Source organism: Kitasatospora sp. NPDC022785 (assembly GCF_055561295.1).
The window spans coordinates 17,505-40,783 of sequence record NZ_JBVHHB010000037.1 but is presented as its reverse complement, the minus strand read 5'-3'; the positions used below and the strand labels follow the sequence as shown (position 1 = coordinate 40,783).

19 protein-coding genes are annotated in these 23,279 nt (G+C 73.5%); 3 read left to right on the top strand and 16 right to left on the bottom strand.

Features of this window, described 5'->3' with window-relative positions; genetic code table 11:
- Positions 1-83: 83 nt before the first annotated feature.
- The 8 genes from truB to rimP form a co-directional block, all read right to left on the bottom strand.
- The gene (gene truB / locus ACZ3YO_RS36880) at positions 84-1,013 is read right to left on the bottom strand and encodes a tRNA pseudouridine(55) synthase TruB (protein WP_465578245.1); all 930 of its coding nucleotides are present in this window, start codon (positions 1,011-1,013) and stop codon (positions 84-86) included.
- Between the two features lie 22 nt (positions 1,014-1,035).
- Positions 1,036-2,139 (bottom strand): DHH family phosphoesterase, encoded by a 1,104-nt coding sequence (locus ACZ3YO_RS36875; protein WP_465578243.1) that lies wholly within the window; start codon positions 2,137-2,139, stop codon positions 1,036-1,038.
- A gap of 2 nt (positions 2,140-2,141) precedes the next feature.
- Entirely contained in the window at positions 2,142-2,582 is a 441-nt protein-coding gene (rbfA, locus tag ACZ3YO_RS36870; RefSeq protein WP_209416822.1) for a 30S ribosome-binding factor RbfA, read from the bottom strand.
- A gap of 153 nt (positions 2,583-2,735) precedes the next feature.
- Positions 2,736-3,032: a DUF503 domain-containing protein gene (locus tag ACZ3YO_RS36865; RefSeq protein ID WP_396325598.1), complete on the bottom strand. Its 297-nt coding sequence runs from the start codon at positions 3,030-3,032 to the stop codon at positions 2,736-2,738.
- 141 nt (positions 3,033-3,173) lie between these two features.
- Positions 3,174-6,350 (bottom strand): translation initiation factor IF-2, encoded by a 3,177-nt coding sequence (gene infB / locus ACZ3YO_RS36860; RefSeq protein ID WP_465553059.1) that lies wholly within the window; start codon positions 6,348-6,350, stop codon positions 3,174-3,176.
- A 251-nt stretch (positions 6,351-6,601) separates the two neighbouring features.
- Entirely contained in the window at positions 6,602-6,850 is a 249-nt protein-coding gene (locus ACZ3YO_RS36855) for a YlxR family protein (RefSeq protein ID WP_241002778.1), read from the bottom strand.
- Between the two features lie 146 nt (positions 6,851-6,996).
- Positions 6,997-8,025, bottom strand: a complete 1,029-nt coding sequence (gene nusA, locus ACZ3YO_RS36850; protein ID WP_465578239.1) for a transcription termination factor NusA — start codon at positions 8,023-8,025, stop codon at positions 6,997-6,999.
- Between the two features lie 81 nt (positions 8,026-8,106).
- A complete protein-coding gene (rimP, locus tag ACZ3YO_RS36845; protein ID WP_465578237.1) occupies positions 8,107-8,661 on the bottom strand; it encodes a ribosome maturation factor RimP in 555 nt (184 codons plus the stop codon).
- Between the two features lie 302 nt (positions 8,662-8,963).
- Between rimP and ACZ3YO_RS36840 the strand changes: the two genes are divergently transcribed.
- On the top strand, positions 8,964-10,130 hold the full coding sequence (locus ACZ3YO_RS36840) for a ferritin-like domain-containing protein (RefSeq protein WP_465578280.1): 1,167 nt from the start codon (positions 8,964-8,966) through the stop codon (positions 10,128-10,130).
- Between the two features lie 241 nt (positions 10,131-10,371).
- Positions 10,372-11,289 (top strand): aminoglycoside phosphotransferase family protein, encoded by a 918-nt coding sequence (locus ACZ3YO_RS36835; RefSeq protein WP_465578235.1) that lies wholly within the window; start codon positions 10,372-10,374, stop codon positions 11,287-11,289.
- Here ACZ3YO_RS36835 and ACZ3YO_RS36830 read toward each other — a convergent pair.
- The 5 genes from ACZ3YO_RS36830 to dxr all read right to left on the bottom strand — a co-directional run bounded on the left by ACZ3YO_RS36830 (position 11,262) and on the right by dxr (position 16,897).
- Complete coding sequence (locus ACZ3YO_RS36830; RefSeq protein ID WP_465553050.1) at positions 11,262-11,837, bottom strand: GNAT family N-acetyltransferase; 576 nt, start codon at positions 11,835-11,837, stop codon at positions 11,262-11,264. The genes ACZ3YO_RS36835 and ACZ3YO_RS36830 overlap by 28 nt on opposite strands.
- 74 nt (positions 11,838-11,911) lie before the next feature.
- The gene (locus ACZ3YO_RS36825) at positions 11,912-12,787 is read right to left on the bottom strand and encodes a GNAT family N-acetyltransferase (RefSeq protein WP_465553102.1); all 876 of its coding nucleotides are present in this window, start codon (positions 12,785-12,787) and stop codon (positions 11,912-11,914) included.
- A gap of 137 nt (positions 12,788-12,924) precedes the next feature.
- Complete coding sequence (ispG, locus tag ACZ3YO_RS36820) at positions 12,925-14,085, bottom strand: flavodoxin-dependent (E)-4-hydroxy-3-methylbut-2-enyl-diphosphate synthase (protein WP_396325604.1); 1,161 nt, start codon at positions 14,083-14,085, stop codon at positions 12,925-12,927.
- A 142-nt stretch (positions 14,086-14,227) separates the two neighbouring features.
- A complete protein-coding gene (locus tag ACZ3YO_RS36815) occupies positions 14,228-15,532 on the bottom strand; it encodes a M50 family metallopeptidase (protein ID WP_465578232.1) in 1,305 nt (434 codons plus the stop codon).
- A gap of 135 nt (positions 15,533-15,667) precedes the next feature.
- Entirely contained in the window at positions 15,668-16,897 is a 1,230-nt protein-coding gene (gene dxr, locus ACZ3YO_RS36810; protein ID WP_465578230.1) for a 1-deoxy-D-xylulose-5-phosphate reductoisomerase, read from the bottom strand.
- A gap of 86 nt (positions 16,898-16,983) precedes the next feature.
- Here dxr and ACZ3YO_RS36805 point away from each other — a divergent pair, with 86 nt between their 5' ends.
- Positions 16,984-17,649 carry an NAD(P)H-binding protein gene (locus tag ACZ3YO_RS36805; RefSeq protein ID WP_465553044.1) on the top strand — a complete coding sequence of 222 codons (666 nt, stop codon included), beginning with the start codon at positions 16,984-16,986 and terminating at the stop codon, positions 17,647-17,649.
- A 135-nt stretch (positions 17,650-17,784) separates the two neighbouring features.
- On the opposite strand, the gene ACZ3YO_RS36800 is transcribed toward ACZ3YO_RS36805, so the two are convergent.
- The 3 genes from ACZ3YO_RS36800 to ACZ3YO_RS36790 all read right to left on the bottom strand — a co-directional run bounded on the left by ACZ3YO_RS36800 (position 17,785) and on the right by ACZ3YO_RS36790 (position 23,268).
- Entirely contained in the window at positions 17,785-19,227 is a 1,443-nt protein-coding gene (locus ACZ3YO_RS36800) for an aldehyde dehydrogenase family protein (protein ID WP_465578228.1), read from the bottom strand.
- Positions 19,228-19,461: 234 nt separating this feature from the next.
- The gene (locus ACZ3YO_RS36795) at positions 19,462-21,027 is read right to left on the bottom strand and encodes a PucR family transcriptional regulator (protein ID WP_465578226.1); all 1,566 of its coding nucleotides are present in this window, start codon (positions 21,025-21,027) and stop codon (positions 19,462-19,464) included.
- Between the two features lie 171 nt (positions 21,028-21,198).
- Complete coding sequence (locus ACZ3YO_RS36790; protein WP_465578224.1) at positions 21,199-23,268, bottom strand: type IV secretory system conjugative DNA transfer family protein; 2,070 nt, start codon at positions 23,266-23,268, stop codon at positions 21,199-21,201.
- Between the last annotated feature and the right edge of the window lie 11 nt (positions 23,269-23,279).

The window sequence follows — 23,279 nt, the reverse complement described above, 5'->3', positions numbered from 1 at the left end:
GCCGCGCGCCGCGGCCGTACCGGGGCAGCAGAAAGCCCCCTGCCGCCCGCAGGGGCGCCAGGGGGCTCGTACCGCGGAAGGTCTCAGCCGACGAAGACCGCGACCGGCTTCGCCTGGCCGCCCTTCTCCTCCACCAGCGCGAGGAACCGCTCGTCCGGCCCGAACACCGCGATCGGCCCGTCCACCCCCAGCCCGGGCGCCTTCAGGCGGGCGCCGTGCGAGAGCAGCTTGGCCTGCTCGGCGTCGAGGTCCCAGCGCGGGAACGCCGCCGCGGCGGCCTCCCCGATCGGCAGCACCTCCAGCCCCGCGCCGGAGTCGCCGGTGACGGCGGCCTCCAGCTGCTCCAGCGTCCGCGCCGACTCCACCCCGTACGGGCCGACCTTGGTCCGTCGCAGCGCGGTCAGGTGGCCGCCGACGCCGAGCCCGGCGCCGAGGTCGCGGGCCAGCGCCCGGATGTAGGTGCCGGACGAGCACTCCACCGTGACGTCCAGGTCGAGCACCGGCGTGCCGTCCTCGGCGACGGCCTCCCGGTACGCGTGCACGGTGAAGGAGTGGATCGTGGTCGGCCGGGCCGCCAGCTCGAACTCCTCGCCCTCGCGCACCCGCGCGTACGACCGCTTGCCGTCGATCTTGATCGCGCTGACCTTGGACGGCACCTGCATGATCTCGCCGGTGAGCGCGGCGATCCCGGCCTCGACGGCCTCCCGGCCCACGCCGTCCGCCGCCGTGGACGAGGTGACCTCGCCCTCCCGGTCGTCGGTGACGGTGGTCTGGCCGAGCCGGATGGTCGCCTCGTAGGTCTTGGCGGTGAGCATCAGGTGCCCGAGCAGGCGGGTGGCCCGCTCCACGCCGATCACCAGCACGCCGGTGGCCATCGGGTCGAGCGTGCCGGCGTGGCCGACCTTCCGCGTCCCGGCCAGCCACCGCAGCTTGGCGACCACCCCGTGCGAGGTGATGCCCTCCGGCTTGTCGACGATGACCAGGCCGTCCGGACCGGTGCCTTTGCGCTTCATCAAGTTCTTTCTCTAAAGATGATCAACTGACGGGCCGCAGTGCGGCCCGGAACCGCTCGACCACGGCCTCCACGCCCTCCCGGGCGCTGAACCCGGCCGCGAAGGTGTGCCCGCCGCCGCCGAGTTCGGCGCAGGCGGCCGCGACGTCCACCGCACCCCTGGAGCGCGAGGAGCCCCGCAGCGTACCGTCCGGGTCCTGCTTGAGCACCAGCGCGACCTCGGCCTCGGCCGGGCGGCGGACGATGTCGATCAGGCCCTCGATCTCCTCGACGGTGACGCTGAACAGCGCGAGGTCCTGGTACGGCACCCACGTCCACACCAGGCCCAGGCCGCCGGCCGCGTCGGGCTCGTAGACGGCCCGGTCGAGCGCGGCGGCCAGCACCTTGAGATAGCCGAAGGAGGAGGTGTCCCACAGCTGGCGGGAGATCAGGTCGTGCCGGATGCCGGTGGCCAGCAGCCGCCCGGCGAGTTCGTGGGTCGCGGGCGTGGTGGCCCGGTACTTGAAGGAGCCGGTGTCGGTGGCGACCCCGGTGTAGAGGCAGGTGGCCAGCGGCTGGTCGAGTTCGACGCCGAGGCGGCGCAGCAGCTCGTCCACCAGGACGGCGGTGGCCGGGGCGGTCGGGTCGATCAGCTGGTGGGTGCCGAAGCCCGGGTTGGAGGCGTGGTGGTCGATGACCACCAGCACGGGCGCGGCGAAGGCCTTGTCGTGCAGCAGGCCGAGCCGGCTCTCCGCGGCGACGTCGAAGCAGAGCACCAGCTCGGGGATGTCGGGCACCTCGGAGGCCGGCACGATCAGCTCCTGGCCGGGCAGGAAGGACAGCGACTCCGGCACGATCTGCGGGTCGTCACCGAAGGAGACCCGGACGTCGTGGCCGAGCCCGCGCAGGGCCAGCCCGGCCGCCAGGGCCGAGCCGAGCGCGTCGCCGTCGGGGCAGATGTGGCAGATCAGGTCGATCGAGCGAACCCGCCCGATCTCCGCGACCACCTGCTGCCAGACCAGCTCGAAGCCGCTCTCCTCGGCGCGCGGCCCCGGAAGCACCGCGAGGGCACCCTCCACCGTGCTGGTGGAGGACGCCCCCGTGGTTGATCCAGCTGTCGAACCGGCCGCTGCCGGCTCACCCGCCATGACTACTCGTCCTCGTCGTCACGCTCGGACGCCGGCACCTTGTACGGGTCGGCGTCGCCGGCGAAGGTCGCGCCCGCCGCGGTGGTGCGCACCGCGGCGTCGATGGCCCGGGCCCGGTCGAGCAGGTCGTCGATGTTCCGGGCGTTCTCCGGCAGGGCGTCCGCGACGAAGGTCAGCGTCGGGGTGAAACGCACCCCGATCTTGCCGACCTCGGAGCGGATCACGCCCTTGGCGCTCTCCAGCGCGGCGGCCGAGGCCTCGCGCTCGGCTTCGTCACCGAAGACGGTGTAGAAGACGGTGGCCTCGCGCAGATCGCCGGTGACCCGGGTGTCGGTGATGGTCACGAACCCCAGCCGGGGGTCCTTGATCCGCCGTTCCAGGGTCTGGGCGACGACCACCTGGATGCGGTCGGCGAGCTTGCGCGCCCTTGCGGTGTCGGTCACGTTGCCTCCTCGTGCAGTGGGCCGGGTGCCCGGGCGTACTGCCTGCCCGTCGGGGCCCATGCCCCAAAGTACCGGCCCGCGCCCAGCCTTGTGGGCGCTCTCGGTCCTGATCTGTGTGAGAACGGCGACTCGCGCCGGTCCCTTCCGCAGACCTCATTCATCGTCGTCGTTGTGGTAGCGCCTCCTGGCGGAGAGCAGCTGAACCTCGGGGCGGCCGGCGACCAACCGCTCACAGCTGTCCAGGATCTCTGTGACGTACCCGGCTTCGCCGGACACCACCGCGAGGCCGATCTCGGCCCTGCGGTGCAGCTCCTGGTTCCCGGTCTCGGCAGCGCACACGCTGTACTTGCGCTGCAGTTCGGCCACGATGGGCCGCACGATCGAACGCTTCTCCTTGAGCGAGTGGACGTCGCCCAGCAGCAGGTCGAAGGTGAGTGTTCCCACGAACATGTATGACAGGTCTCGCCGACCTGGAAGGCCTCGGGGACAGCCCTGAACCGGGCTGGTACTGCTACTCCCGGACCCTACACAGCGAGACCGGGGCCGGTCGACGGGAATTCCACCCGTCGACCGGCCCCGGACACCACTCGCTTACGCGCGCGGCTTCTCGCGCATCTCGTAGGTCTCGATGATGTCCTCGACCTTGATGTCGTTGAACGACCCCAGGGTCACACCGGCCTCGAAGCCCTCGCGGACCTCGGTCGCGTCGTCCTTGAAACGACGCAGACCCTCGATGGTGAGGCTCTCCGCCACGACCTTGCCGTCGCGGATGAGGCGGGCCTTGGCGTTGCGGCGCAGCAGGCCCTCGCGGACGATGACACCCGCGATGTTGCCGAACTTGGAGGAACGGAACACCTCGCGGATCTCCGCGGAGCCGAGGCGCACCTCCTCGTACTCGGGCTTGAGCATGCCCTTGAGGGCGTTCTCGATCTCCTCGATCGCCTGGTAGATGACCGAGTAGTACCGGACGTCCACGCCTTCCTTGTCGGCCGCGGTACGCGCACGGCCTTCGGCGCGCACGTTGAAGCCGATGATGATGGCGTCCGAACCCATCGCCAGGTTGACGTCGGACTCGGTGATCGCACCCACACCGCGGTGCAGGATGCGGAGCTCGACCTCCTCGCCCACGTCGAGCTTGACGAGGGCGTCCTCGAGGGCCTCGACCGAACCGGAGACGTCACCCTTGATGATGAGGTTGAGCTGCTCGATCTCGCCTGCGGCGATGGCCTTGTCGAGGTCCTCGAGGGACACCCGGACCCGACGCTGCGCGAAGGCGGCGTTGCGGTCGCGGGCCGAGCGCTTCTCGGCGATCTGACGGGCGGTGCGGTCCTCGTCGACGACGATGAAGCTGTCGCCGGCGCGGGGCACCGAGGTCAGACCGAGCAGCAGCACCGGGCGGGACGGGCCGGCCTCGGCGAGGCTGTTGCCGTTCTCGTCCAGCATCGCGCGGACGCGGCCGTAGGCGTCGCCGACCACGATCGAGTCGCCGACGCGGAGGGTACCGCGCTGGACCAGGACGGTCGCCATGGCGCCGCGGCCCTTGTCGAGGTGGGCCTCGATGGCGATACCCTGCGCGTCCTGCTCGGGGTTGGCCCGCAGGTCCAGCGAGGCGTCCGCGGTCAGGACCACGGCCTCCAGCAGCTGGTCGATGTTGAGGCCCTGGCGCGCGGAGATGTCGACGAACATGGTGTCGCCGCCGTACTCCTCGGCCACCAGCCCGAACTCGGTCAGCTGACCGCGGACCTTGGTCGGGTCGGCGCCCTCGACGTCGATCTTGTTGACGGCGACCACGATCGGCACACCCGCGGCCTTGGCGTGGTTCAACGCCTCGACCGTCTGCGGCATGACACCGTCGTTGGCCGCGACCACCAGGATCGCGATGTCGGTGGACTTGGCACCACGGGCACGCATGGCGGAGAACGCCTCGTGACCCGGGGTGTCCAGGAAGGTGATCGGGCGCTCTTCGCCGTTCACGATCGTGGCCACCTGGTAGGCACCGATGTGCTGGGTGATGCCACCGGCCTCGCCGGCCACCACGTTCGACTTGCGAATGGCGTCCAGCAGGCGGGTCTTACCGTGGTCGACGTGACCCATGACGGTGACGACCGGCGGGCGCGGGGCCAGCTGGTCCTCGTCGCCCTCGTCGGCGCCGAAGTCGATGTCGAACGACTCCAGCAGCTCGCGGTCCTCGTCGTCGCGGCTGACGATCTCCAGGATGAAGCCCATCTCGCCGGCAAGCAGCTCGAGGGTCGCGTCGGAGACCGACTGGGTCGCGGTGACCATCTCACCGAGGTTGAACATGACGGAGACGAGCGCGGCCGGGTTGGCGTTGATCTTCTCCGCGAAGTCCATCAGCGAGGCGCCGCTCGACAGGCGAACGGTCTGGCCGTTGCCGCGAGGCAGCATCACACCGCCGACGGACGGGGCCTGCATGGCCTCGTACTCCTGGCGCTTCGCCCGCTTCGACTTGCGACCACGGGCCGGACGGCCACCGGGGCCACGGCCGAAGGCACCCTGCGTGCCACCACGGGCACCCGGGCCGCCGGGACGGCCGCCGAAGCCACCCGGACGCGGGCCGAAGCCGCCACCGCCACCGGGGGCACCGCCACCGGGACGGGGGCCGCCGAAGCCGCCACCGGCCGGACGCGAGCCCGGACCGGCCGGACGGCCGGCGAAGCCCGGACGGGCGCCACCGGCGCCACCCGGACCACCGGGACGGCCGCCGGGGCCACCGGGGCCACGGCCGCCGGGGCCCGGACGCGGGCCCGGAGCCGGACGCTGCGGCATCATGCCGGGGTTCGGACGCGGCATACCGGACGGGGTCGGGCCGCCGGGACGCGGACCGGCCGGACGAGGCATGCCGTCGGGACGCGGGGCACCACCCGGACGGGGGGCACCGGCACCGGGGGCACCGGGGCCACCGGCCGGACGCGGACGGTCGCCACCGGGGCGCGGGGCGCCACGGTCGGCACCGGGAGCACCGGCGGGACGCGGACGGTCACCACCGGGGCGCGGGGCGCCACGGTCGCCACCCGGACGTCCACCGGCCAGGCCCTCGGGGCGCGGGCCGCGGTCGCCGCCCGGACGCGGGCGGTCACCGGCGGGAGCACCGGCACCCGGACGCGCACCCGGCGCGGCCGGACGACGGTCACCGGGACGGGCCATGCCCGTGGCACTGCCCGAGGTGAACGGGTTGTTGCCCGGACGCGGACCGGCCGGACGCGGGCCCGGACGGGCGCCGCCACCGGCGGGGCCGGCAGCCGCCGGACGCGCGGCCTGGGCGGCCGGACGCTCGGTGGGCGCCTCGGCCGGAGCCGGCGAGGAGAACTCGGCCGCCGGAGCAGCCGGAGCCGCCGGTGCGGCGGGGCGGGCCGCCGGGCGCGGGCCCGGGGTCGGCGCGCCCGCGGGGCGCGGGGCGGCAGCAGCCGGGGCGGCGGGCGCCGGTCCGGCTGCGGGGGTCGGACGGGGGCCCGGCGCCGCGGCAGGGCGCGGACCCGGGGTCGGGGCACCCGGCTTGGGTGCGGCCGCACCGGCGGCGGAACCACCGGCGGGCTGGGGCGCCGCGGGCTTCCGCGGGCCAGGCTTGGCAGCGGAACCACCAGCGGTGGGGGCCACTCCCAGAGCGTCAGTCAACTTGCGCACGACCGGCGCCTCGATCGTCGAGGACGCCGAACGGACGAACTCACCGAGCTCGGTCAGCTTGGCCATGACGGCCTTGCTCTCCAAGCCAAGCTCCTTGGCGAGTTCGTAAACCCGGACCTTAGCCACTTCACTCCTGATCTATGAGTCCGGGGGGTCTCGTCCGCCGGACTGTCGCTACTTCATGGGCGTACCCATCGCGTACTCATCGCGTACTCATCGAGTGCTCATCGCAATCTCGACCTACTTCCACATCGCGAGGTACCTGACTGGTGGCACGGCGCGCGGCTGCCCGCGCACTGTGCTTGTTGCGGTGGTTCTCCGCCGCGTGGAGCGGCGGCCGTAACGGGGAGGTGCCCGCCGGGCCGGCCTGAGGAAGCTCAGGGCGCCGGGGTGTCGCCTGCCCGCTCCTCGATGTACCCGCGGAGCCGCTCGGTGTCGAGCGTGCCCTGGAGCCGGAAGGCCCGGGGGAACGCCCGGCGGCGGACCGCGAGGTCGAGGCAGGCCGGATCGGGGTGCAGGTGCGCGCCCCGGCCCGGCAGTGCGCCACGGGGATCGGGGACGCAGACGCCCTCGACCGCCGTGACACGCAACAGCTGGTGCTTGGCCGCTCGCTTGCGGCAGCCCACGCAGGTGCGTTCCGGGCGTGCTCGGACATGCGTCCGGCCAGACGAAGGCAAGTCTACCCCTCCGAAGGGACATGGCGCCGCCCCGCCGATCCGGGGTGGAACGGCGGGGGGCCCGTGACAACGGTTATGACTGGGCGAAGCCGCTCTCAGACGTCACTGGCACCGTTCTCGGGCCGGCCCTCCGGCTGACCCTCGCCCTGGCCCTCGGTGTCGGGCCGGATGTCGATCCGCCAGCCGGTGAGGCGGGCGGCCAGGCGGGCGTTCTGCCCCTCCTTGCCGATCGCCAGCGACAACTGGTAGTCGGGCACGATCACCCGTGCGGAGCGCTGGTTGTAGTCCACGATCTCCACGCTCGTCACCCGTGCGGGGGACAGCGCCGCGGCGACCATCTCGCGCGGGTCCTCCGACCAGTCGACGATGTCGATCTTCTCGCCGTGCAGCTCGCCCATCACCGCGCGCACCCGGCTGCCCATCGGGCCGATGCAGGCGCCCTTGGCGTTCAGCCCGGCCCGGCGCGACCAGACCGCGATCTTGGTGCGGTGGCCGGCCTCGCGGGCGATCGCCGCGATCTCCACGCTGCCGTCCGCGATCTCCGGGACCTCCAGCGCGAAGAGCTTCTTCACCAGGCTGGGGTGGGTGCGCGAGAGCGTCACCGACGCACCCCGGACACCCCGGCGCACCGCCACCACGTAGCACTTGAGACGGGTGCCGTGCCGGTAGTCCTCGCCCGGGACCTGCTCCTGCGGCGGCAGGATGGCCTCCAGCTTGCCGATGTCGACAAGCACGTTCTTCGGGTCGTTGCCCTGCTGGACGACACCGGTGACGATGTCGCCCTCCTTGCCCGCGTACTCGCCGAAGGTCTGGTCGTCGGCGGCGTCACGCAGGCGCTGCATCATCACCTGGATGCCGATGCTGGACGCGATCCGGCCGAAGCCGCTCGGGGTGTCGTCGAACTCCTTCGGCTCGACGCCCTCGTCCAGCTCCGCCGGGTCCTCCGTCGCCCACACCGTGACGTGGCCGGACTTGCGGTCCAGCTCGACCCGGGCGCGGCGGCGCGAGCCCTCGGTGCGGTGGTACGCGGTGAGGAGGGCCGACTCGATGGACTCGACCAGCAGGTCGAAGGGGATGTTCTTCTCGTTGACCAGCGTGCGCAGGGCACTCATGTCGATGTCCACGGCTACGCCTCCTCGTCTTTCGTCACGTTCATGTTGCTGGGGCTCATGGCCTGAGCGGCCCTCCGGTCGGTGCGCGGAGCGTCACTCGGCACCGTCGTCCCCCTCGTCGGAAGCGTCGTCGTCGGCGAAGTCCGGGGTCTCGTCGAGGAGCTTCTCGTCCTTGCGGTTGAACTCCACCTGGACGCGCGCCCGGTCCACCTCGGTGTACTCCAGAGGGCGCTCCTTGGGGCGGCCGCGGCCCTTCACCGGCTGCACCTCGACCAGCGCGCCGTCCTCGTCCGCCTCCAGCACGCGGGCGACGATCTCCCCGCCGTCGACCAGGTGGATCTTGGCCAGCCGGCCCTCGGCCCGGCGCCAGTGGCGGGGCTCGCTCAGCGGACGCTCGGCGCCCGGCGAACCGACCTCCAGCACGTACGCGCCGGCGCCCATCACGTCGGACTCGTCCAAGGCCTCGCCGACCACGCGGCTGAACTCCGCGATGGCGTCCAGGTCCACGCCGCCGTCCGCGTCCACGTCGATCTGCACCTGCCGGCGGCTGCCCGCCTGGGTGACCTTCACGTCCTCCAGGTCCAGGCCCTCCCGGGCCGCCAAGGGCTCCAGCAACGCACGCAGCCGGTCGATGTGGGTGGTGCTCATCCGGGTGGACTCCTCGGCCGCGTCTGCTGTTGTCAGGAGGGGTACCGCGCCCCCTGGCGCCGGTACGGCACAGGCCGGGTCGCGGCAGCTCGGCCCAAAGCCTATCCGGTGAAACCGCCAACCACCGATTCCGGACGGCGCGCGGCAGCCTGCGCGACACCCACTGCGAGCAAGGTCACACCGGCCCGGCCGGGCACCGGCGGACCCAATTCACCCCCACAGACATGGGGATTCTGTAATCATTCACGCCAACGAGGCAGACGGGCAGGCCGTCCTCCCGTACACGCCCCGGAGTGACGACGATGCAGCCGCCCAGCCGACGGACCTTCCTGGCCCTCGGGCTGCTCCTGACGACGGGCGGCGCCCTCGCCGCGTGCACCGACTCGCACGACGACGGGCACGGCACCACCGAGGGCGAGCGGCGCCGCCCCGACCCGGACGAGCCGGTCCGGCTGCGCGCCGTCACCGCCACCGACACGCTGCTCGCCGGGTACGACGCCCTGCTGGCCGGGCCCGGTGCGGGGCAGGCCGCACAGCTCCAGCCGCTGCGGGCCGAGGTGGTCCAGCACCGGGCCGCCCTGGCGGCCGGCCTGCCGGGGGCATCGCCGTCCGCCACCACCCCGGGCGCCGCCTCGGCCTCGGCCTCGGCCTCTCCGTCGGCCCCCGCCTCCGCCACCGGCGGGACCGCCTCGGCGGTCACCACCACCGCCGCGCTCGCCTCGCTCGAACGGCAGACCGCGCAGGCCCGGCTCGCCGACCTCGGCGCCGCCTCGCCGCAGCTGGCCCGGCTGCTCGCCTCGGTCTCCACCGCCGGGGTGCTGCACGCCGTCGCGCTCGGTGACGCCGCCCCGCCGACCGTCCCGGCCCCCGCGCCGACCGAGCCGGCGGGTGCCTCCGCGTCCGCCTCGCCGTCCGCCGCCCCGTCCGGGTCCTCGTCCGTGTCCCCGTCCGGTCCGGGCAGCGCGGCGGCCGTCGGCCCCGACGCCGTCACGGCGTTCCAGGGCGCCCTGAGTGCCGAACACGCCGCGATCTACGGCTACGGCGTCGTGGGCGCCCGGCTCCCCGACGACCAGCAGCGCACCGACGCCCGCGCCGCCTACGCCGCCCACCAGACCCGGCGGGACGCCTGGCAGCGGCTGCTCGGCGGGGCCGGCGCCACCCCGAGCGCGGCCGCCGCCGGGTACCAGCTGCCGTTCGCGGTCAGCGACGCGGCGGGCGCGGGCCGGCTCGCCGCCCACATCGAGAGCCGGCTCACCGCCGTCTACGCCGACCTGGTCGCCGCCGTCACCGGCACCCAGCGCACCACCGCCGCCGACGCGCTCCGTGAGTGCGCCCTGCGCGCCCGCCGCTGGGGTGCCGCCCCCACGGCCTTCCCGGGCCTTCCCGACCCCGCCACCACCCCGGCACCCGGCGCCCCCACCGCCGGCAGCCCCACCGCGGGCAGCCCCGCGCCGACCGCCGGCGCCTGACGCCGCGGCCGCACGAAGCCGGCCCGCCGGCCTCCCACGCCCGGCCCCCTCACCCCCCGCCTCCCGGCCCCGGCGCCCCGCACCGGGACCGGCCCCGCCGGCTTCCCTCCCCCATCGCCCTGACCTGCAGATACCGCCCTCACCTCGCCCCACTCCCTTGCGTCGCTGACCTGCGGTTTCGCCGCCATGGCCGACAATGGACGGGTAGCACCACGGGGGAAGCACCAACCGGAAGGCCAGCATGTCGGCAGCATCAGGGCAGATCACCGTCCCCGAGTGGCTGGCGCGAAGCGTCGGCGCGGACGAGGAGGGGCGGAGCTGGCTGGCGGAGCTGCCCGGCCTGGTCGCCGACGGGCTGGCCCGCTGGGATCTCACCCTGGAACGGGTGCTCGACCCCGGTGGCAGCCTGAGCCTGATCGGCTACGTCCACCGCGACGACCTCAGCCCCGCCGTCCTCAAGGCCGGCCTGGTCACTCCCGAGACCGCACAGGAGCACGCCGCGCTCGCCCACTGGGCCGGCCGCGGGGCCGTGCTCCTGCTGGCCGCCGACCCGGCCCGGGGGGTGCTGCTGCTGGAGCGGCTGCACGGTGACATCCCGCTGCGGTCGCTGGCCGAGCCGAAGGCGATGCTGGAGGCCACCAGCCTGCTGCACCGGCTCTGGGTGGAGCCGTCCGAGGGCCACCCGTTCCCCCCGCTCGCCGACCGGGTCGCCGCCACCGCCGAGCGGCTGCGCCGCCACCCCGAACTGCCCGGCGCCGCCGAGGTGTCCGCCCTGGCCGCCGAGGCCGTGGAGACCGCCGAGGGGCTGCTCGGCTCCGCCACCGAGGTGTTCCTGCTGCACGGCGACTTCCACCACGGCAACGTACTGGCCGCCGACCGCGCGCCCTGGCTGGCGATCGACCCCCGGCCGCTGACCGGCGAACGCGCCTACGACCTGGCCCGGCTGGCGCTGGACCGGGCGGACACGCTGGTCGGCTCCCCGGGCGTGCCGGCCGCCGTCCGCCGTCGGCTGCACCAGCTCTCCGACGCCCTGGACGTGGACCGGGACCGGCTGCGCGGCTGGACGCTGGTCCGCGCCGCCGACCTCGGCCTGCGCGCGCTGGCGGCGGGCCGCCGGGAGGACGCCGAGCTCTACCTGGAGTTCGCCGGCGCGCTCTGAGGCGCCGGCGGCTTCAGCAGCGGAAGCCGGGCGCCCATGACGGCGTAGAGGCGCTCGGTGTTGGGGAAGTGCACCGCGCGCGCGAGGTCCTGATAGCCGAGGGAGCGGTAGAGGCGCCGGGCGGGGGTCTCGGCGTCGATCGCGGAGAGGATGCTGCGGCGCAGGCCGGACCGCTCGCAGAGGGTCCGGATCAGGGCGGAGCCGATGCCCCGGCCCTGGTGGTCGGGCAGCACGTGCAGCTCGGTGATCGCGAAGACGTCGTCCAGCCACTCCCCGTACCCGTAGGCCTCCAGGTAGGGCTGGATCACGGTGCTCCACCAGTGCTCGCGGCGGTTGGGCATGCCGTACCCGAAGCCGACCAGCCGGCCGCCGCTCAGCGCGCCCAGCGCGATCACCCCGGGCTGCTGCGCGTGCCGCCCGACGATGTGCAGGCGGACCATGACCTCCTCGGGCGTCAGCCCGAACGCCACCGCCTGGACATCGAGCGCCTGCGGCGCCCACGCCGCAAGGTCGATGGCCTCGATCGTCACCCCGGTCAGCTGATCCATGACCCGGACGTTACTACCGGCGAAGGCCCGGTGCGGCCCTGGGCCCGGAACCGGCTTCCCCCACGGCGCACGCCTCAGAAAAGGACGCTCATGAACGCGCCGACCTCGCGGAAGCCGACCCGGCGGTAGGCCGCGCGGGCGCGCAGGTTGTAGTCGTTGACGTAGAGCGAGACCACCGGGGCGACCTCGCGCAGGGCGATGTCGAGGACGGCGGCCATTCCGGTCTCGGAGAGCCCCTGACCGCGGTGGGCGGGGTCGACCCAGACGCCCTGGATCTGGCAGGCGCCCTCGGTGACGGCTCCGATCTCGGCCTTGAAGACCACCTGGCCGTCCTCGGCGAACCGGGCGAACGAGCGCCCGGCGGCGACCAGTTCGGCGACCCGGGCCTGGTAGAGCAGGCCGCCGTCGCCGGCCAGGGGGGAGACGCCGACCTCCTCGGTGAACATCGCCACGCAGGCCGGCATCAGCGTCTCGACCTCGGTGCGCCGTACCCGCCGTACCAGCGGGTCGGGGGCGATCTCCGCGGACGGCACGGTGGTGGCCATCAACGGCTGGTGGCCGCGGACCTCCCGGGCCGGGCCCCAGCTGCGTTCCAGCAGTGCCCAGAGGGCCGCGGTGGGCTCTGCGGGCCCGACGATCGAGGAGCACCGGCGGCCCTGGCGGCGGGCCCGTTCGGCGAAGGCCTGGACGGCCTGCGGCCCGGCGTTGACCAGCACGAGGTTGGCGCCGGCGTAACAGAGCGCGTCCAGTTCGCCGTGCTCGTCGTACCAGCCCCACATCTCGCCGCCGAGGCGCCAGGGGTCGAGGCCGACGGCCTCGACCCGGGTGGCGACGAAGGCGTTGGCGACCGGGTCCCGGTGCAACACCTCCAGGGTGTCCGCGAGGTCGGGGGCCTCCAGGACGCGCGTGGTCACCAGGGCGCGGGCGGCCTGGAACGAGCTGGGGAGCATCACACCTCGATCGAGCATCGAGACAGCACCTCACTGAGACGACTCTGGCCGCACCCTACTCCGTGGCCCCACCCGGCTACGGCCGCGGGGCCGTCCGCGCACGGACGACCCCGCCTCCGGAAACTACCGTCCGCTGGTCACTCCGCAGCGGTCACGGTCGGGGCACCCGACTCGACGCCCTCGGCCTGCATCTGCTCGGCGAGCTTGAGGGCCTCCTCGATCAGGGTCTCGACGATCTTCGACTCGGGGACGGTCTTGATGACCTCGCCCTTGACGAAGATCTGGCCCTTGCCGTTGCCGGAGGCGACGCCGAGATCGGCCTCGCGGGCCTCGCCCGGACCGTTGACGACGCAGCCCATGACGGCGACGCGCAGCGGCACCTCCATGCCCTCCAGGCCGGCGGTGACCTCCTCCGCGAGCTTGTAGACGTCGACCTGGGCGCGGCCGCAGGACGGGCAGGAGACGATCTCCAGGCCCCGCTCGCGCAGGCCGAGCGACTCCAGGATCTGGTTGCCGACCTTGATCTCCTCGGCCGGCGGGGCGGAGAGGGAGACCCGGATGGTGTCGCCGATGCCCTCGGCGAGCAGCGCGCCGAAGGCGACCGCGGACTTGATGGTGCCCTGGAACGCCGGGCCGGCCTCGGTGACGCCGAGGTGCAGCGGGTAGTCACAGGCGGCGGCGAGCTGGCGGTACGCGTTGATCATCACGACCGGGTCGTTGTGCTTGACCGAGATCTTGATGTCGCGGAAGTCGTGCTCCTCGAACAGCGAGCACTCCCAGAGCGCGGACTCGACCAGCGCCTCGGGGGTGGCCCGGCCGTACTTCTCCAGGAGGCGCTTGTCGAGCGAGCCCGCGTTGACGCCGATCCGGATCGGGACCCCGGCGTCCCTGGCGGCCTTGGCGATCTCGCCGACCTTGTCGTCGAAGGCCTTGATGTTGCCCGGGTTGACGCGGACCGCGGCGCAGCCGGCGTCGATCGCGGCGAAGACGTACTTCGGCTGGAAGTGGATGTCCGCGATGACCGGGATCTTCGACTTCTTGGCGATGATCGGCAGCGCGTCGGCGTCGTCCTGCGACGGGCAGGCCACCCGGACGATCTGACAGCCGGAGGCGGTCAGCTCCGCGATCTGCTGCAGCGTGGCGTTGATGTCCGCCGTCACCGTGGTGGTCATGGACTGCACCGAGACGGGCGCGTCGCCGCCGACCGGAACGTTGCCGACCATGATCTGCCGGGAGAAACGGCGCTTGGCGAGCGGCTTGAGCGGCAGGGACGGAATACCGAGCGAGATCGCGGTCATGTGCGCAGGGTTCCCCGGGGTTGAGGTGAGGTCGGTCCGGCCGTTCGGGAAGGCCGGGGCCGGGCGCGCCGATGAACGCGCACCCGGCCTCCAACGGTACGGCACGGTGGTGGCCCCGGGCACACCAGCCGTACCCGCACCGTCAGCTGATCTTGACGGGGTTCACCAGGTCGGCTACCAGCACCAGCAGGGTGAAGCCGATGAAGATGCTGGCCACCACGTAGGCGAGCGGCATCAGCCGGGCCACGTCGAAGGGGCCCGGGTCGGGCCGCTTGAACAGCTGTGCGAGACGCCGGCGGACCGACTCCCAGACCGCGCCGGCGATGTGGCCCCCGTCCAGCGGGAGCAGCGGCAGCATGTTGAACAGGAAGAGCGACAGGTTGATCCCGGCCAGGAGGTTCACGAAGAACGCGATCCGCTGGCTGCCGGGGATGTCGAGGGAGAAGACCTCACCGCTGACCCGGGCGGCACCGACCATGCCGATCGGCGAGTCCGGGTCGCGGGGGGCGTCGCCGACGACCGCGTTCCACAGGCCCGGAATCTTGCCGGGCAGGGCGGCCAGCGACTTCACCCCGTTCTCGCCCATGTCGTACATCCGGTCGAGGGACTGGCCGAAGGTCTGCTGGACGATCGCGCGCTTCGGGGTGAACCCGAGGAAGCCCGCCTGCACGGTCTCGCCCTTGACCGGCAGATTGTTGCCGTCGAACTTCTGCACGGCGTTGACGGCGATCGTGGGGGTGAGCGTGAGCTGCTGCCCGTCGCGCTCGACCACGATCGGCACGACCTTGCCGGCCGACTTGCGGATGTCGGCCTGGAGCCGGTCGTAGTCGCGGATCCGGTCACCGTCGAAGGAGACGACCTTGTCGCCCTGCTTCAGGCCGACCTGGAAGGCCGGGGTCGGCGGCGCGTCGGCCGGGCAGACGTCGGTGGGCTGGCCGGCCTTGACGATGCACTGGGAGACCGAGCCGATGGTCGGCAGCGCGGTGGGCTGCCCGAAGCCCATGTTGACCGTCAGGAACAGCCCGAACGCGAGGATCAGGTTCATGAACGGGCCGGCGAACATGACGATGACGCGCTTCCACGGCTTGCGGGTGTAGAAGAGGCGGCTCTCGTCACCCTCCTGGAGCTCCTCGTAGGAGGCCTCCCGGGCGTCCTCGATCATCGTCCGGAACGGCGAGCTGCTGCGCTTGGTGATCCGCCCGTCCTCACCGGGAGGGAACATCCCGATCATGCGGATGTACCCGCCCAGCGGGATCGCCTTGAAGCCGTACTCGGTCTCGCCCTTCTTCCGGGACCAGACCGTCGGGCCGAAGCCGACCATGTACTGCGGCACCCTGATGCCGAACAGCTTGGCCGTGGAGAGGTGGCCCAGCTCGTGCCAGGCGATCGAGATGAGCAGCCCGACCGCGAAGACCAGGATGCCGACCACCGTCAAAACCGTTGCCACAGCTGGCCCTCCGTCATGCCGCTCCGCTCGTCGTCTTGTCATACCGCGTCGTGCCGTAGAGCGTCGTACGGCAGGGCGACCTACCGTACGACGGCCCGTCGGTCCCGCGGTACCGCTGCACTGCGGCCGGAGCCGTCAGCCCGCCGCCAGCTCGCGGGCCCGGGCGCGGGCCCAGTCCTCCGCGTGCAGGACGTCCTCGACGGTCAGAGAAGTTCCCGACGCCGGCGCCCCGTGCTCGGCGACGACCTTGGCAACAGTGTCCACGATTCCCGTGAAGGCGAGGCGGCCGTTCAGGAACGCCTCCACGCACTCCTCGTTCGCCGCGTTGAAGACGGCCGGGACGGTGCCGCCCAGCGACCCCGCCTCGCGGGCCAGCTCGACCGCCGGGAAGGCCTCGTTGTCCAGCGGGAAGAACTCCCAGGTGGCCGCCTTGGTCCAGTCGCAGCCGGGCGCCGCGTCCGGGACCCGGTCCGGCCAGCCGATGCCCAGCGCGATCGGCATCCGCATGTCCGGCGGGCTGGCCTGCGCCAGCGTCGACCCGTCCGTGAACTCCACCATCGAGTGCACGACCGACTGCGGATGGACCACGACCTCGATCCGCTCGAACGGCACGTCGTAGAGCAGGTGCGCCTCGATCACCTCCAGGCCCTTGTTGACCAGGGTGGCCGAGTTGATCGTCACCACCGGGCCCATCGCCCAGGTCGGGTGCGCCAGCGCGTCCTTCGGGGTGACGCCGGCCAGCTGCTCACGCGTCCGGTTGCGGAACGGGCCGCCGCTGGCGGTGACCACCAGCTTGCGGACCTCCGCCCGGGTGCCGCCGGCCAGCGCCTGGAACAGCGCGGCGTGCTCGGAGTCCACGGGCACGATCTGCCCGGGCTTCGCCACCGCCTTCACCAGCGGACCGCCGACGATCAGCGACTCCTTGTTGGCCAGCACCAGCACCCGGCCCGCCTCCAGCGCGGCCAGAGTCGGACGCAGGCCGATCGAACCGGTGATGCCGTTCAGCACCGAGTGGCACTCCATCGCCGCCAGCTCGGTGGCCGCGTCCGGGCCCGCCAGCACGGCGGGCACCGGCCGGCCGGCCGCCTTCGCCGCCAGCGCCTCGCGCAGCGCCGGCTCGGCCGCCGGGTCGGCGACCGCCACCGTGTGCACGCCCAGCTCCAGGGCCTGCTCGGCGAGCAGCTCCACCCGGCCGCCGGCCGCCGACAGGGCGACCACACGGAAACGGTCCGGGTTGCGGCGCACCACGTCGATGGCCTGGGTGCCGATCGACCCGGTGGAGCCGAGGATCACCAGCTCCCGGGGAGCGGAAGGGTCCTTCACCGCGGGGGTGAAGCGCAGCTGCGGGTGGGCGAGCGAAGTCATGCGCCCATTGTGTCCTGCCCGTCGGCCTCCCCGGGACGCCCCTCCTCCGCAGGACGCCGCCGGACGCCCCGGCTACCGTCAAAGCCATGCGTACCGTCATCGCCGGAGGCCACGGACAGATCGCGCTCAAGCTGGAAAGGCTGCTCGCCGAGCACGGCGACCGGCCCGCCGGGATCATCCGCCGCCCCGAACAGGCCGAGGCCCTCGAGGCCGCAGGCGCCGAGCCGCTGCTGCTCGACCTGGAGGCCGCCACCGTCCACGAACTCGCCCCCCTGCTCACCGGCGCCGACGCGGTGGTCTTCGCCGCCGGCGCCGGACCGGGCAGCGGAGCCGCCCGCAAGAACACCGTCGACCGCGACGCCGCCGTCCTTTTCGCCGACGCCGCCGAACTCGCCGGCGTCCGGCGCTACCTGATCATCTCCTCGATGGGCGCCGACGCCGGCGCCCACTACCCCGCCGACCCCGTGTTCGAGACCTACCTACAGGCCAAGGGCGCCGCCGACGACGCCGTCCGGGCCCGCACCACGCTGGACTGGACGGTGCTGCGCCCCGGCCGGCTCACCGACGGACCGGGCACCGGACTCGTCCGGCTCGCCCCGTCCGTCGGGCGCGGCGCGGTGGACCGGGCCGACGTGGCCGCCGTCCTGGCCGCGCTGCTGCACGAGCCGGGCACCGCCGGGCAGACCCTGGAACTGGTCTCCGGCAACGCCACCGTGGCGGAGGCCGTCGCGGCGGCCGCCGGGCACGCCTGACCGGCCCGGACGTCGGCATGCCGAGGGCCCGGCACCGCGCTGAAGCGGTGCCGGGCCCTCGGTGCGCCGTCCTGTCAGTGGGCCGTCCTGTCAGTGGGCCGTCCTGTCGGTACGCCGTCCTGTCGGTGCGCCGTCCTAGAGGTCCAGGCCGGTGAGGACCAGGACCTTCTCGACGGTGTAGTCGTCCATCGCGTACTTGACGCCCTCGCGGCCGACGCCGGAGTCCTTGACGCCGCCGTACGGCATCTGGTCGGCGCGGTAGGACGGGGCGTCACCGATGATCACGCCGCCGACCTCCAGCTCCCGCTGGGCGCGGAAGGCGGTCTGCAGGTCACGGGTGAAGACGCCCGCCTGCAGGCCGAAGGCCGAGTCGTTGACGGCGGCGAAGGCCTCGTCGGTGCCGTCCACCTTGTGCAGCGACAGGACCGGGCCGAACACCTCGGCCGTGGCCAGGATCGCGTCGGCCGGCAGGTCGGCCAGCACGGTCGGGGCGTAGGTCGCACCCTCGCGGGTACCACCGGTGAGCACCTTGGCGCCCTTGGCGACGGCGTCGTCCACCCAGGACTCCACCCGCTTGGCGGCGTTCTCGTCGACCAGCGGGCCGACATCGGTCGCGTCCTCGTTGGGGTCACCGGTGACCTGGGCGCGGACCTTGGCCACGACCTTCTCCACCAGCACGTCGTACACGGACGCGTCGGCGATCACGCGCTGCACCGAGATGCAGGACTGGCCGCCCTGGTAGTTGGCGAACATCGCGATCCGGGTGGCGGCCCAGTCCAGGTCGGCCTCGGAGGACCAGTCGGCGAGCACCACGGCGGCGGCGTTCCCGCCCAGCTCCAGGGTGGTGTGCTTGCGCGGCACCGAGTCCATGATCTGGTAGCCGACCTTGTCCGAGCCGGTGAAGGAGATCACCGGCAGACGCGGGTCCTGCACCAGGGCGGGCATCCGGTCGTTCGGCACCGGCAGAACGCTCCAGGAGCCGGCCGGCAGGTCCGTCTCGGCCAGGATCTCGCCCAGCACCATCGCCGAGAGCGGGGTGGCCGGAGCCGGCTTGAGGATGATCGGGGCGCCGACCGCGATCGCCGGGGCGACCTTGTGGGCGACCAGGTTCAGCGGGAAGTTGAACGGGGCGATGCCCAGCACCACGCCGCGCGGGAACTTGCGCACCACCGCGAAACGGCCCACGCCGCCCGGGTCGGTGTCCAGCCGCATGGTCTCGCCGTTGGTCCGGCGAGCCTCCTCGGCCGCCCAGCGGAAGACGGAGACGGCACGGCCGACCTCACCGCGGGCCCACTTGATCGGCTTGCCGTTCTCGGCAGTGATCAGCCGGGCGATCTCCTCGGTGCGCTCGGCCAGGCGCTTGGCCACGTGGTCCAGCGCGGCGGCACGCACGTGCGCGGGGGTCGCGGCGAACACCGGGAGCGCGGCGACGGCGGCGTCCAGCGCCTCCTCGACCTGGGCCTCGGTCGGCACGCTGACCTTGCCGACCAGGCGGCCGTCCCAGCTGTTGTGCACCTCGAAGTCGGCGTCGCCGCTCGCCCGGCGGCCGGCCAGCCAGAATTCGTACGTGGTGGTCACCGTGGTACCGGCCCTCTCCTCGTCGTCCTCACGGCCCCACGGACGTGGAACCTGAAACCGAGGGTAGGGCGGCGGCACGCCGACCCGGATTGGCCACGGAGTAGCGTTCGCCTCCGCGCGCACTCCACGGCGTCCAGCCGGACGGGTCCCGGGGGGGCCGGAGGCCGGGGCTGGACGGGCCGGGGTCCGTGGGGCCGGGGCCGGGGAGCCGGGGGCTCGCTGCCGGAGCCGGTGTTACTCCTCGCCGGATCGGAGCGCCAGCCAGAGCTCCATCCGCACGTCCGTGTCGTCCAGCGAGCGGCCCAGCAACTCCTCGACCCGCCGCATCCGGTACCGCAGGGTGTGCCGGTGAACGCCGAGATCGGCGGCGGCCGCGTCCCACTGCCCGTGTCTGGAGAGCCAGGCCCGCAGCGAGGCCACCAGGTCACCACGCGCCGTACGGTCGTGCTCCCGCAGCGGACGCAGCAGCCCCTCCGCGAACGCCGTCACCGCGTCCTCCCCGAGCAACGGCAGCAGCGAACCCGCGCCCACCTCCTCGTGGTCCACCGACCGGCGCCCACCACGCAGCGCCACCGCCAGCGCCCGCTCGGCCTGCGCGTGCGCCGTCCCGGCCTCCTCCAGCGCGGCCGGCGCCGAGACGCCCAGCGACAGCCCCTCGTGCTCCTCCACCACACCGAGACAGGCCCGGTGCACCGAACCGTTGTCCAGCGCCAGCACCATCAGCCGCGCCCCGTGCGCACCGTCCTCCCGCGCCACCAGCAGCTTCTCGCCCACCCGGGCACCCGCCTGCTCGGCCCGGTCCCCCAGCTCGCCCAGCGCCTCCGCGGCGTCCACGCCCTGCCCGGCTCCCGCCACCATGACCCGGACCGTCCCCTCCGGCAGACCGCCGAACAGCCCGGCCGCCACCTGCCGGGCCGTCGCCACCTCGCCCGCCAGCACCATCCGCAGCAGCGCCGCGCCCATCCGCTCCTCCGCCTGCCGCAGCTCGCGCGAGCGCTCCAGGGTGAGGGTCAGCAGCGCCACCGCCGCATTCAGCACGTACCGCTCGGTCGGGGTGATCCGGTCCTCGGTCCCCACCGCCAGGAAGCCCCGGGCCCGCCGGTCCGCCCCCAGCGACTGGACCACCACGTAGTCCTCGTCCGCCGTGTCTATCCCCGGCGAACGCCCCTGCAGCGCCGCACTCGACGGCGCCGGGCGCCGGCGCAGCCGGTCCACCTCGGCCGCCAGCCGGCCGGCCCGGCGGGCCGCCCAGTCCGGCGCCACCACCGACAGCGCACCCGACCCGTCGTACAGCGCCGCCCAACCACCCAGCCGCGCCGCCAGCCGGCGCACCACCGCCGTGGTGCCGTCCTTGCCCAGCGCCGCCCGGGTCAGCTCCTCCTGCGCCTCGAAACTGGTCGTCACCGCCTCGTACTGCTCGGCCGCCAGCGCCGCCGACACCACCTTGCTGATGGCGATGAACGGCGTCGGCTCCGGCACCCGCAACAGCGGCAGCCCGCGCTGCGCCGCCGCGTCCACCAGCGGCTGCGGCACCTCCGTGTGCGACAGCCCGACACCCAGACCCAGCCCCACCACGCCCGCGTCGGCCAGCCGGTGCACGTACGCCTGCAGCTGGGTGGCGGTACGGCCCAGCTTGATACCGGTGGTGAGCAGCAGCTCACCGCCCTCGAGGAACGGCGTCGGGTCGTCCAGCTCGCTGGTGTGCACCCAGCGGACGGGCCGCTCCAGATGGTCCGCACCGGCGAGGACCGTCAGATGGAGCGAGGTGTTGCGGACGACGGAGGCGAGTGTGGGAGGCATGGCACCTTCGAGGGAACGACCTGACCGCGCCGTTGCGGCCGGGCGAGGAGAGGGAGGGAGCTGGGGCTTCAGTGGCTTCTGGTTCGGTGTGGGGGTCGAGGGAGGAGTCTCTCCTCTCATTATGGACGCCCCGGACAACCGGCACTGCCGAATCCACCTCGAAGGCGAGCTTCAGCCCCGCAGATCCACCAGCAGCGGCGGCACCTGCTCACCCGACACCGCCGTCAACGACACCACGGCATGCCCCGCCGGCAACGCGTGCGCCAGATCCGACGGCGACCAGCGCAACCGCTCCACGTCCCGGGTGGTCACCGACTCGGTCTGCGCGGTCGTCCCCGACAACGCCTTCCGCCCCAACCGCCCGGCCCGCCGGAGGGCGCCGCCGGAGGTGTCGGGTGCGTGCGTCACCGCCGTCTCCCGGACCAGATGAGTGCCCCAGGCCTCGGAGAACAGCCGCCCGTCCCACGGGGCGATCCCCGGGAACGCCATCCGGCAGCCGACCGCCCCGAACAGCGGCGCCCGCAGCGCCTCGGGCAGATCGACCAGTGTCCGCAGCAGCAGGACGGCCCCCGCGTTGGCCGCGCGCAGCCGCTGCAATCCCCGGACGATGTGCGCGTCCAACGCCGCCGAGGCGTCGTCCACCACCAGGCCGGCGAACAGCGAACGGTCCTCCCGGGCCGCCGCCGCCTGCACGAACTGGCCCACCACCAGCCGCGACAGCATCCGCGCCGCCTCCGGGTGGCTGCGCTCAGGCAGCTTCACCCGGACCCGCAGCGGGTGGTCCAGCACCCGCATCGCGAACGGCGGGCGGCCCGTACCGTCCGTCGTGAACGCCCCCTCGAAGGCCGGCCGGTCCAGCAGCGTCAGCCGGTCCGCCAGCAGCGCTCCCGGGTCGTCCGCCCGGCCGCGCTGGCGTTCCCGGTGCTCCAGGTCCCGCTCGTACGACCCCAGCCGGCCCGCCGCGCGCAACGCCTTCACCAGGGACTCCAGCGCCTCCGGCTCACCGCCCAGCAGCGCCCGCAGCTCGCGGACCCCCGGGTAGCGGCCGAACGCCGCGTGGAACGGTCCGACCACCTGCTGCACCGTCGTCCGGGCGTTCTCGGCGCGGGCGGTCAGCTCGTCCGGCAGCAGCGCCTCGGCCAGCCGGGCAGCCGCCTCGTCCGGGTCCTGCGCCGCGCCGTAGAGGTCCAGCCCGTACACCGACCGCTGGTCCCCGGGGGCGATCACCACGTCGTACCAGGCGTCCGGCCCGAGATCCGCGTCCGCCGCACCGATCACCACCGCACAGGCGGTGCCGGCCAGCGCCTGGAGGCAGAACGCCTCGGCCACCGGCCGGGCCAGCCGCGCCGTCTTGCCGGTGCCCGCCGGGCCCACCGCCAGCAGCGAGGTACCCAGTACCTCCGGATCCAGCGCAAAACCGGCGGTCCGGTGCGTCAACGGGTTCTTCGGCACGTCCTGCGCGGTGCCGAGCCGCACCTGGCGCAGCAGCAGATCGTGCCGCTCCACCCGCCCGGGCAGCTCGCGCGCCTCCGAAGGGTGGGCGAACGCCGCAGCGCCGCGAGCCGTCACCTGCTCGACGAAGGCCGGCACGAACACCGGATCCGCCTGGGCCGACTCCCACGCCCGCTGGATCCTCGTGTAGTCGACGTCCCCGACCGGCTCGGCGTCCAGCAGCCCCGCCGCCGCACCCGCCCCCCCGCGTCGCAGCTCCGCCCACGGGTCGTCCGGCCGCTCCACCTCCGCCACCCCGACCGGCTCGGCGGGCTCCTCCCGAGTCACCGTCCGCGACAGCACCGGCGCCGCGTACCGCCGCCACACCTCGGGCCAGCGGCCCATCCGGCCGAAGATCCTGATCACGACGGCGAGCACGACGGCGTTGACGACCAGCAGCGTCAACATCGCCTCGGACTGCGACGGCTCTGCCAGCGGGCCGATCCCGGTCTGACCTCCGAACCAGACCAGTACGTACGTCAGCACCTGCGTGCCGTAGAGATACGCGAACCACCCCACCACCGCATTGAGGCCCGCGCGGAGCAGCAGGGGCCAGGTGGGGACCTTGGCGTCCTCCGCCCGGTCGGGGTCGACCTGCTGGTAGCCCTGGCGGTAGATGCCCGGGGGGGCTTGGGGGCGGGGGGCGGCGACCCAGGTGCGGAGGTCGAAGGCGGGTCGGGGGTGGGGCAGGGGTGTGGGGGGTCTGGTGGTGGTCCGCTCGCCGTGGCCCTGCGCCCCGTCCAGTTCCATGTACGGCCCCG

What these genes read in the sequence shown, in the direction of transcription:
- truB (WP_465578245.1), bottom strand. Translation starts at nt 1,013, where the DNA reads ATGAAGCGCAAAGGCACCGGTCCGGACGGCCTGGTCATCGTCGACAAG.
- ACZ3YO_RS36875 (WP_465578243.1), bottom strand. Translation starts at nt 2,139, where the DNA reads ATGGCGGGTGAGCCGGCAGCGGCCGGTTCGACAGCTGGATCAACCACG.
- ACZ3YO_RS36865 (WP_396325598.1), bottom strand. Translation starts at nt 3,032, where the DNA reads ATGTTCGTGGGAACACTCACCTTCGACCTGCTGCTGGGCGACGTCCAC.
- rimP (WP_465578237.1), bottom strand. Translation starts at nt 8,661, where the DNA reads ATGAGCACCACCCACATCGACCGGCTGCGTGCGTTGCTGGAGCCCTTG.
- ACZ3YO_RS36840 (WP_465578280.1), top strand. Translation starts at nt 8,964, where the DNA reads ATGCAGCCGCCCAGCCGACGGACCTTCCTGGCCCTCGGGCTGCTCCTG.
- ACZ3YO_RS36835 (WP_465578235.1), top strand. Translation starts at nt 10,372, where the DNA reads ATGTCGGCAGCATCAGGGCAGATCACCGTCCCCGAGTGGCTGGCGCGA.
- ACZ3YO_RS36830 (WP_465553050.1), bottom strand. Translation starts at nt 11,837, where the DNA reads ATGGATCAGCTGACCGGGGTGACGATCGAGGCCATCGACCTTGCGGCG.
- ACZ3YO_RS36825 (WP_465553102.1), bottom strand. Translation starts at nt 12,787, where the DNA reads ATGCTCCCCAGCTCGTTCCAGGCCGCCCGCGCCCTGGTGACCACGCGC.
- ispG (WP_396325604.1), bottom strand. Translation starts at nt 14,085, where the DNA reads ATGACCGCGATCTCGCTCGGTATTCCGTCCCTGCCGCTCAAGCCGCTC.
- dxr (WP_465578230.1), bottom strand. Translation starts at nt 16,897, where the DNA reads ATGACTTCGCTCGCCCACCCGCAGCTGCGCTTCACCCCCGCGGTGAAG.
- ACZ3YO_RS36805 (WP_465553044.1), top strand. Translation starts at nt 16,984, where the DNA reads ATGCGTACCGTCATCGCCGGAGGCCACGGACAGATCGCGCTCAAGCTG.
- ACZ3YO_RS36795 (WP_465578226.1), bottom strand. Translation starts at nt 21,027, where the DNA reads ATGCCTCCCACACTCGCCTCCGTCGTCCGCAACACCTCGCTCCATCTG.
- ACZ3YO_RS36790 (WP_465578224.1), bottom strand. Translation starts at nt 23,268, where the DNA reads ATGGAACTGGACGGGGCGCAGGGCCACGGCGAGCGGACCACCACCAGA.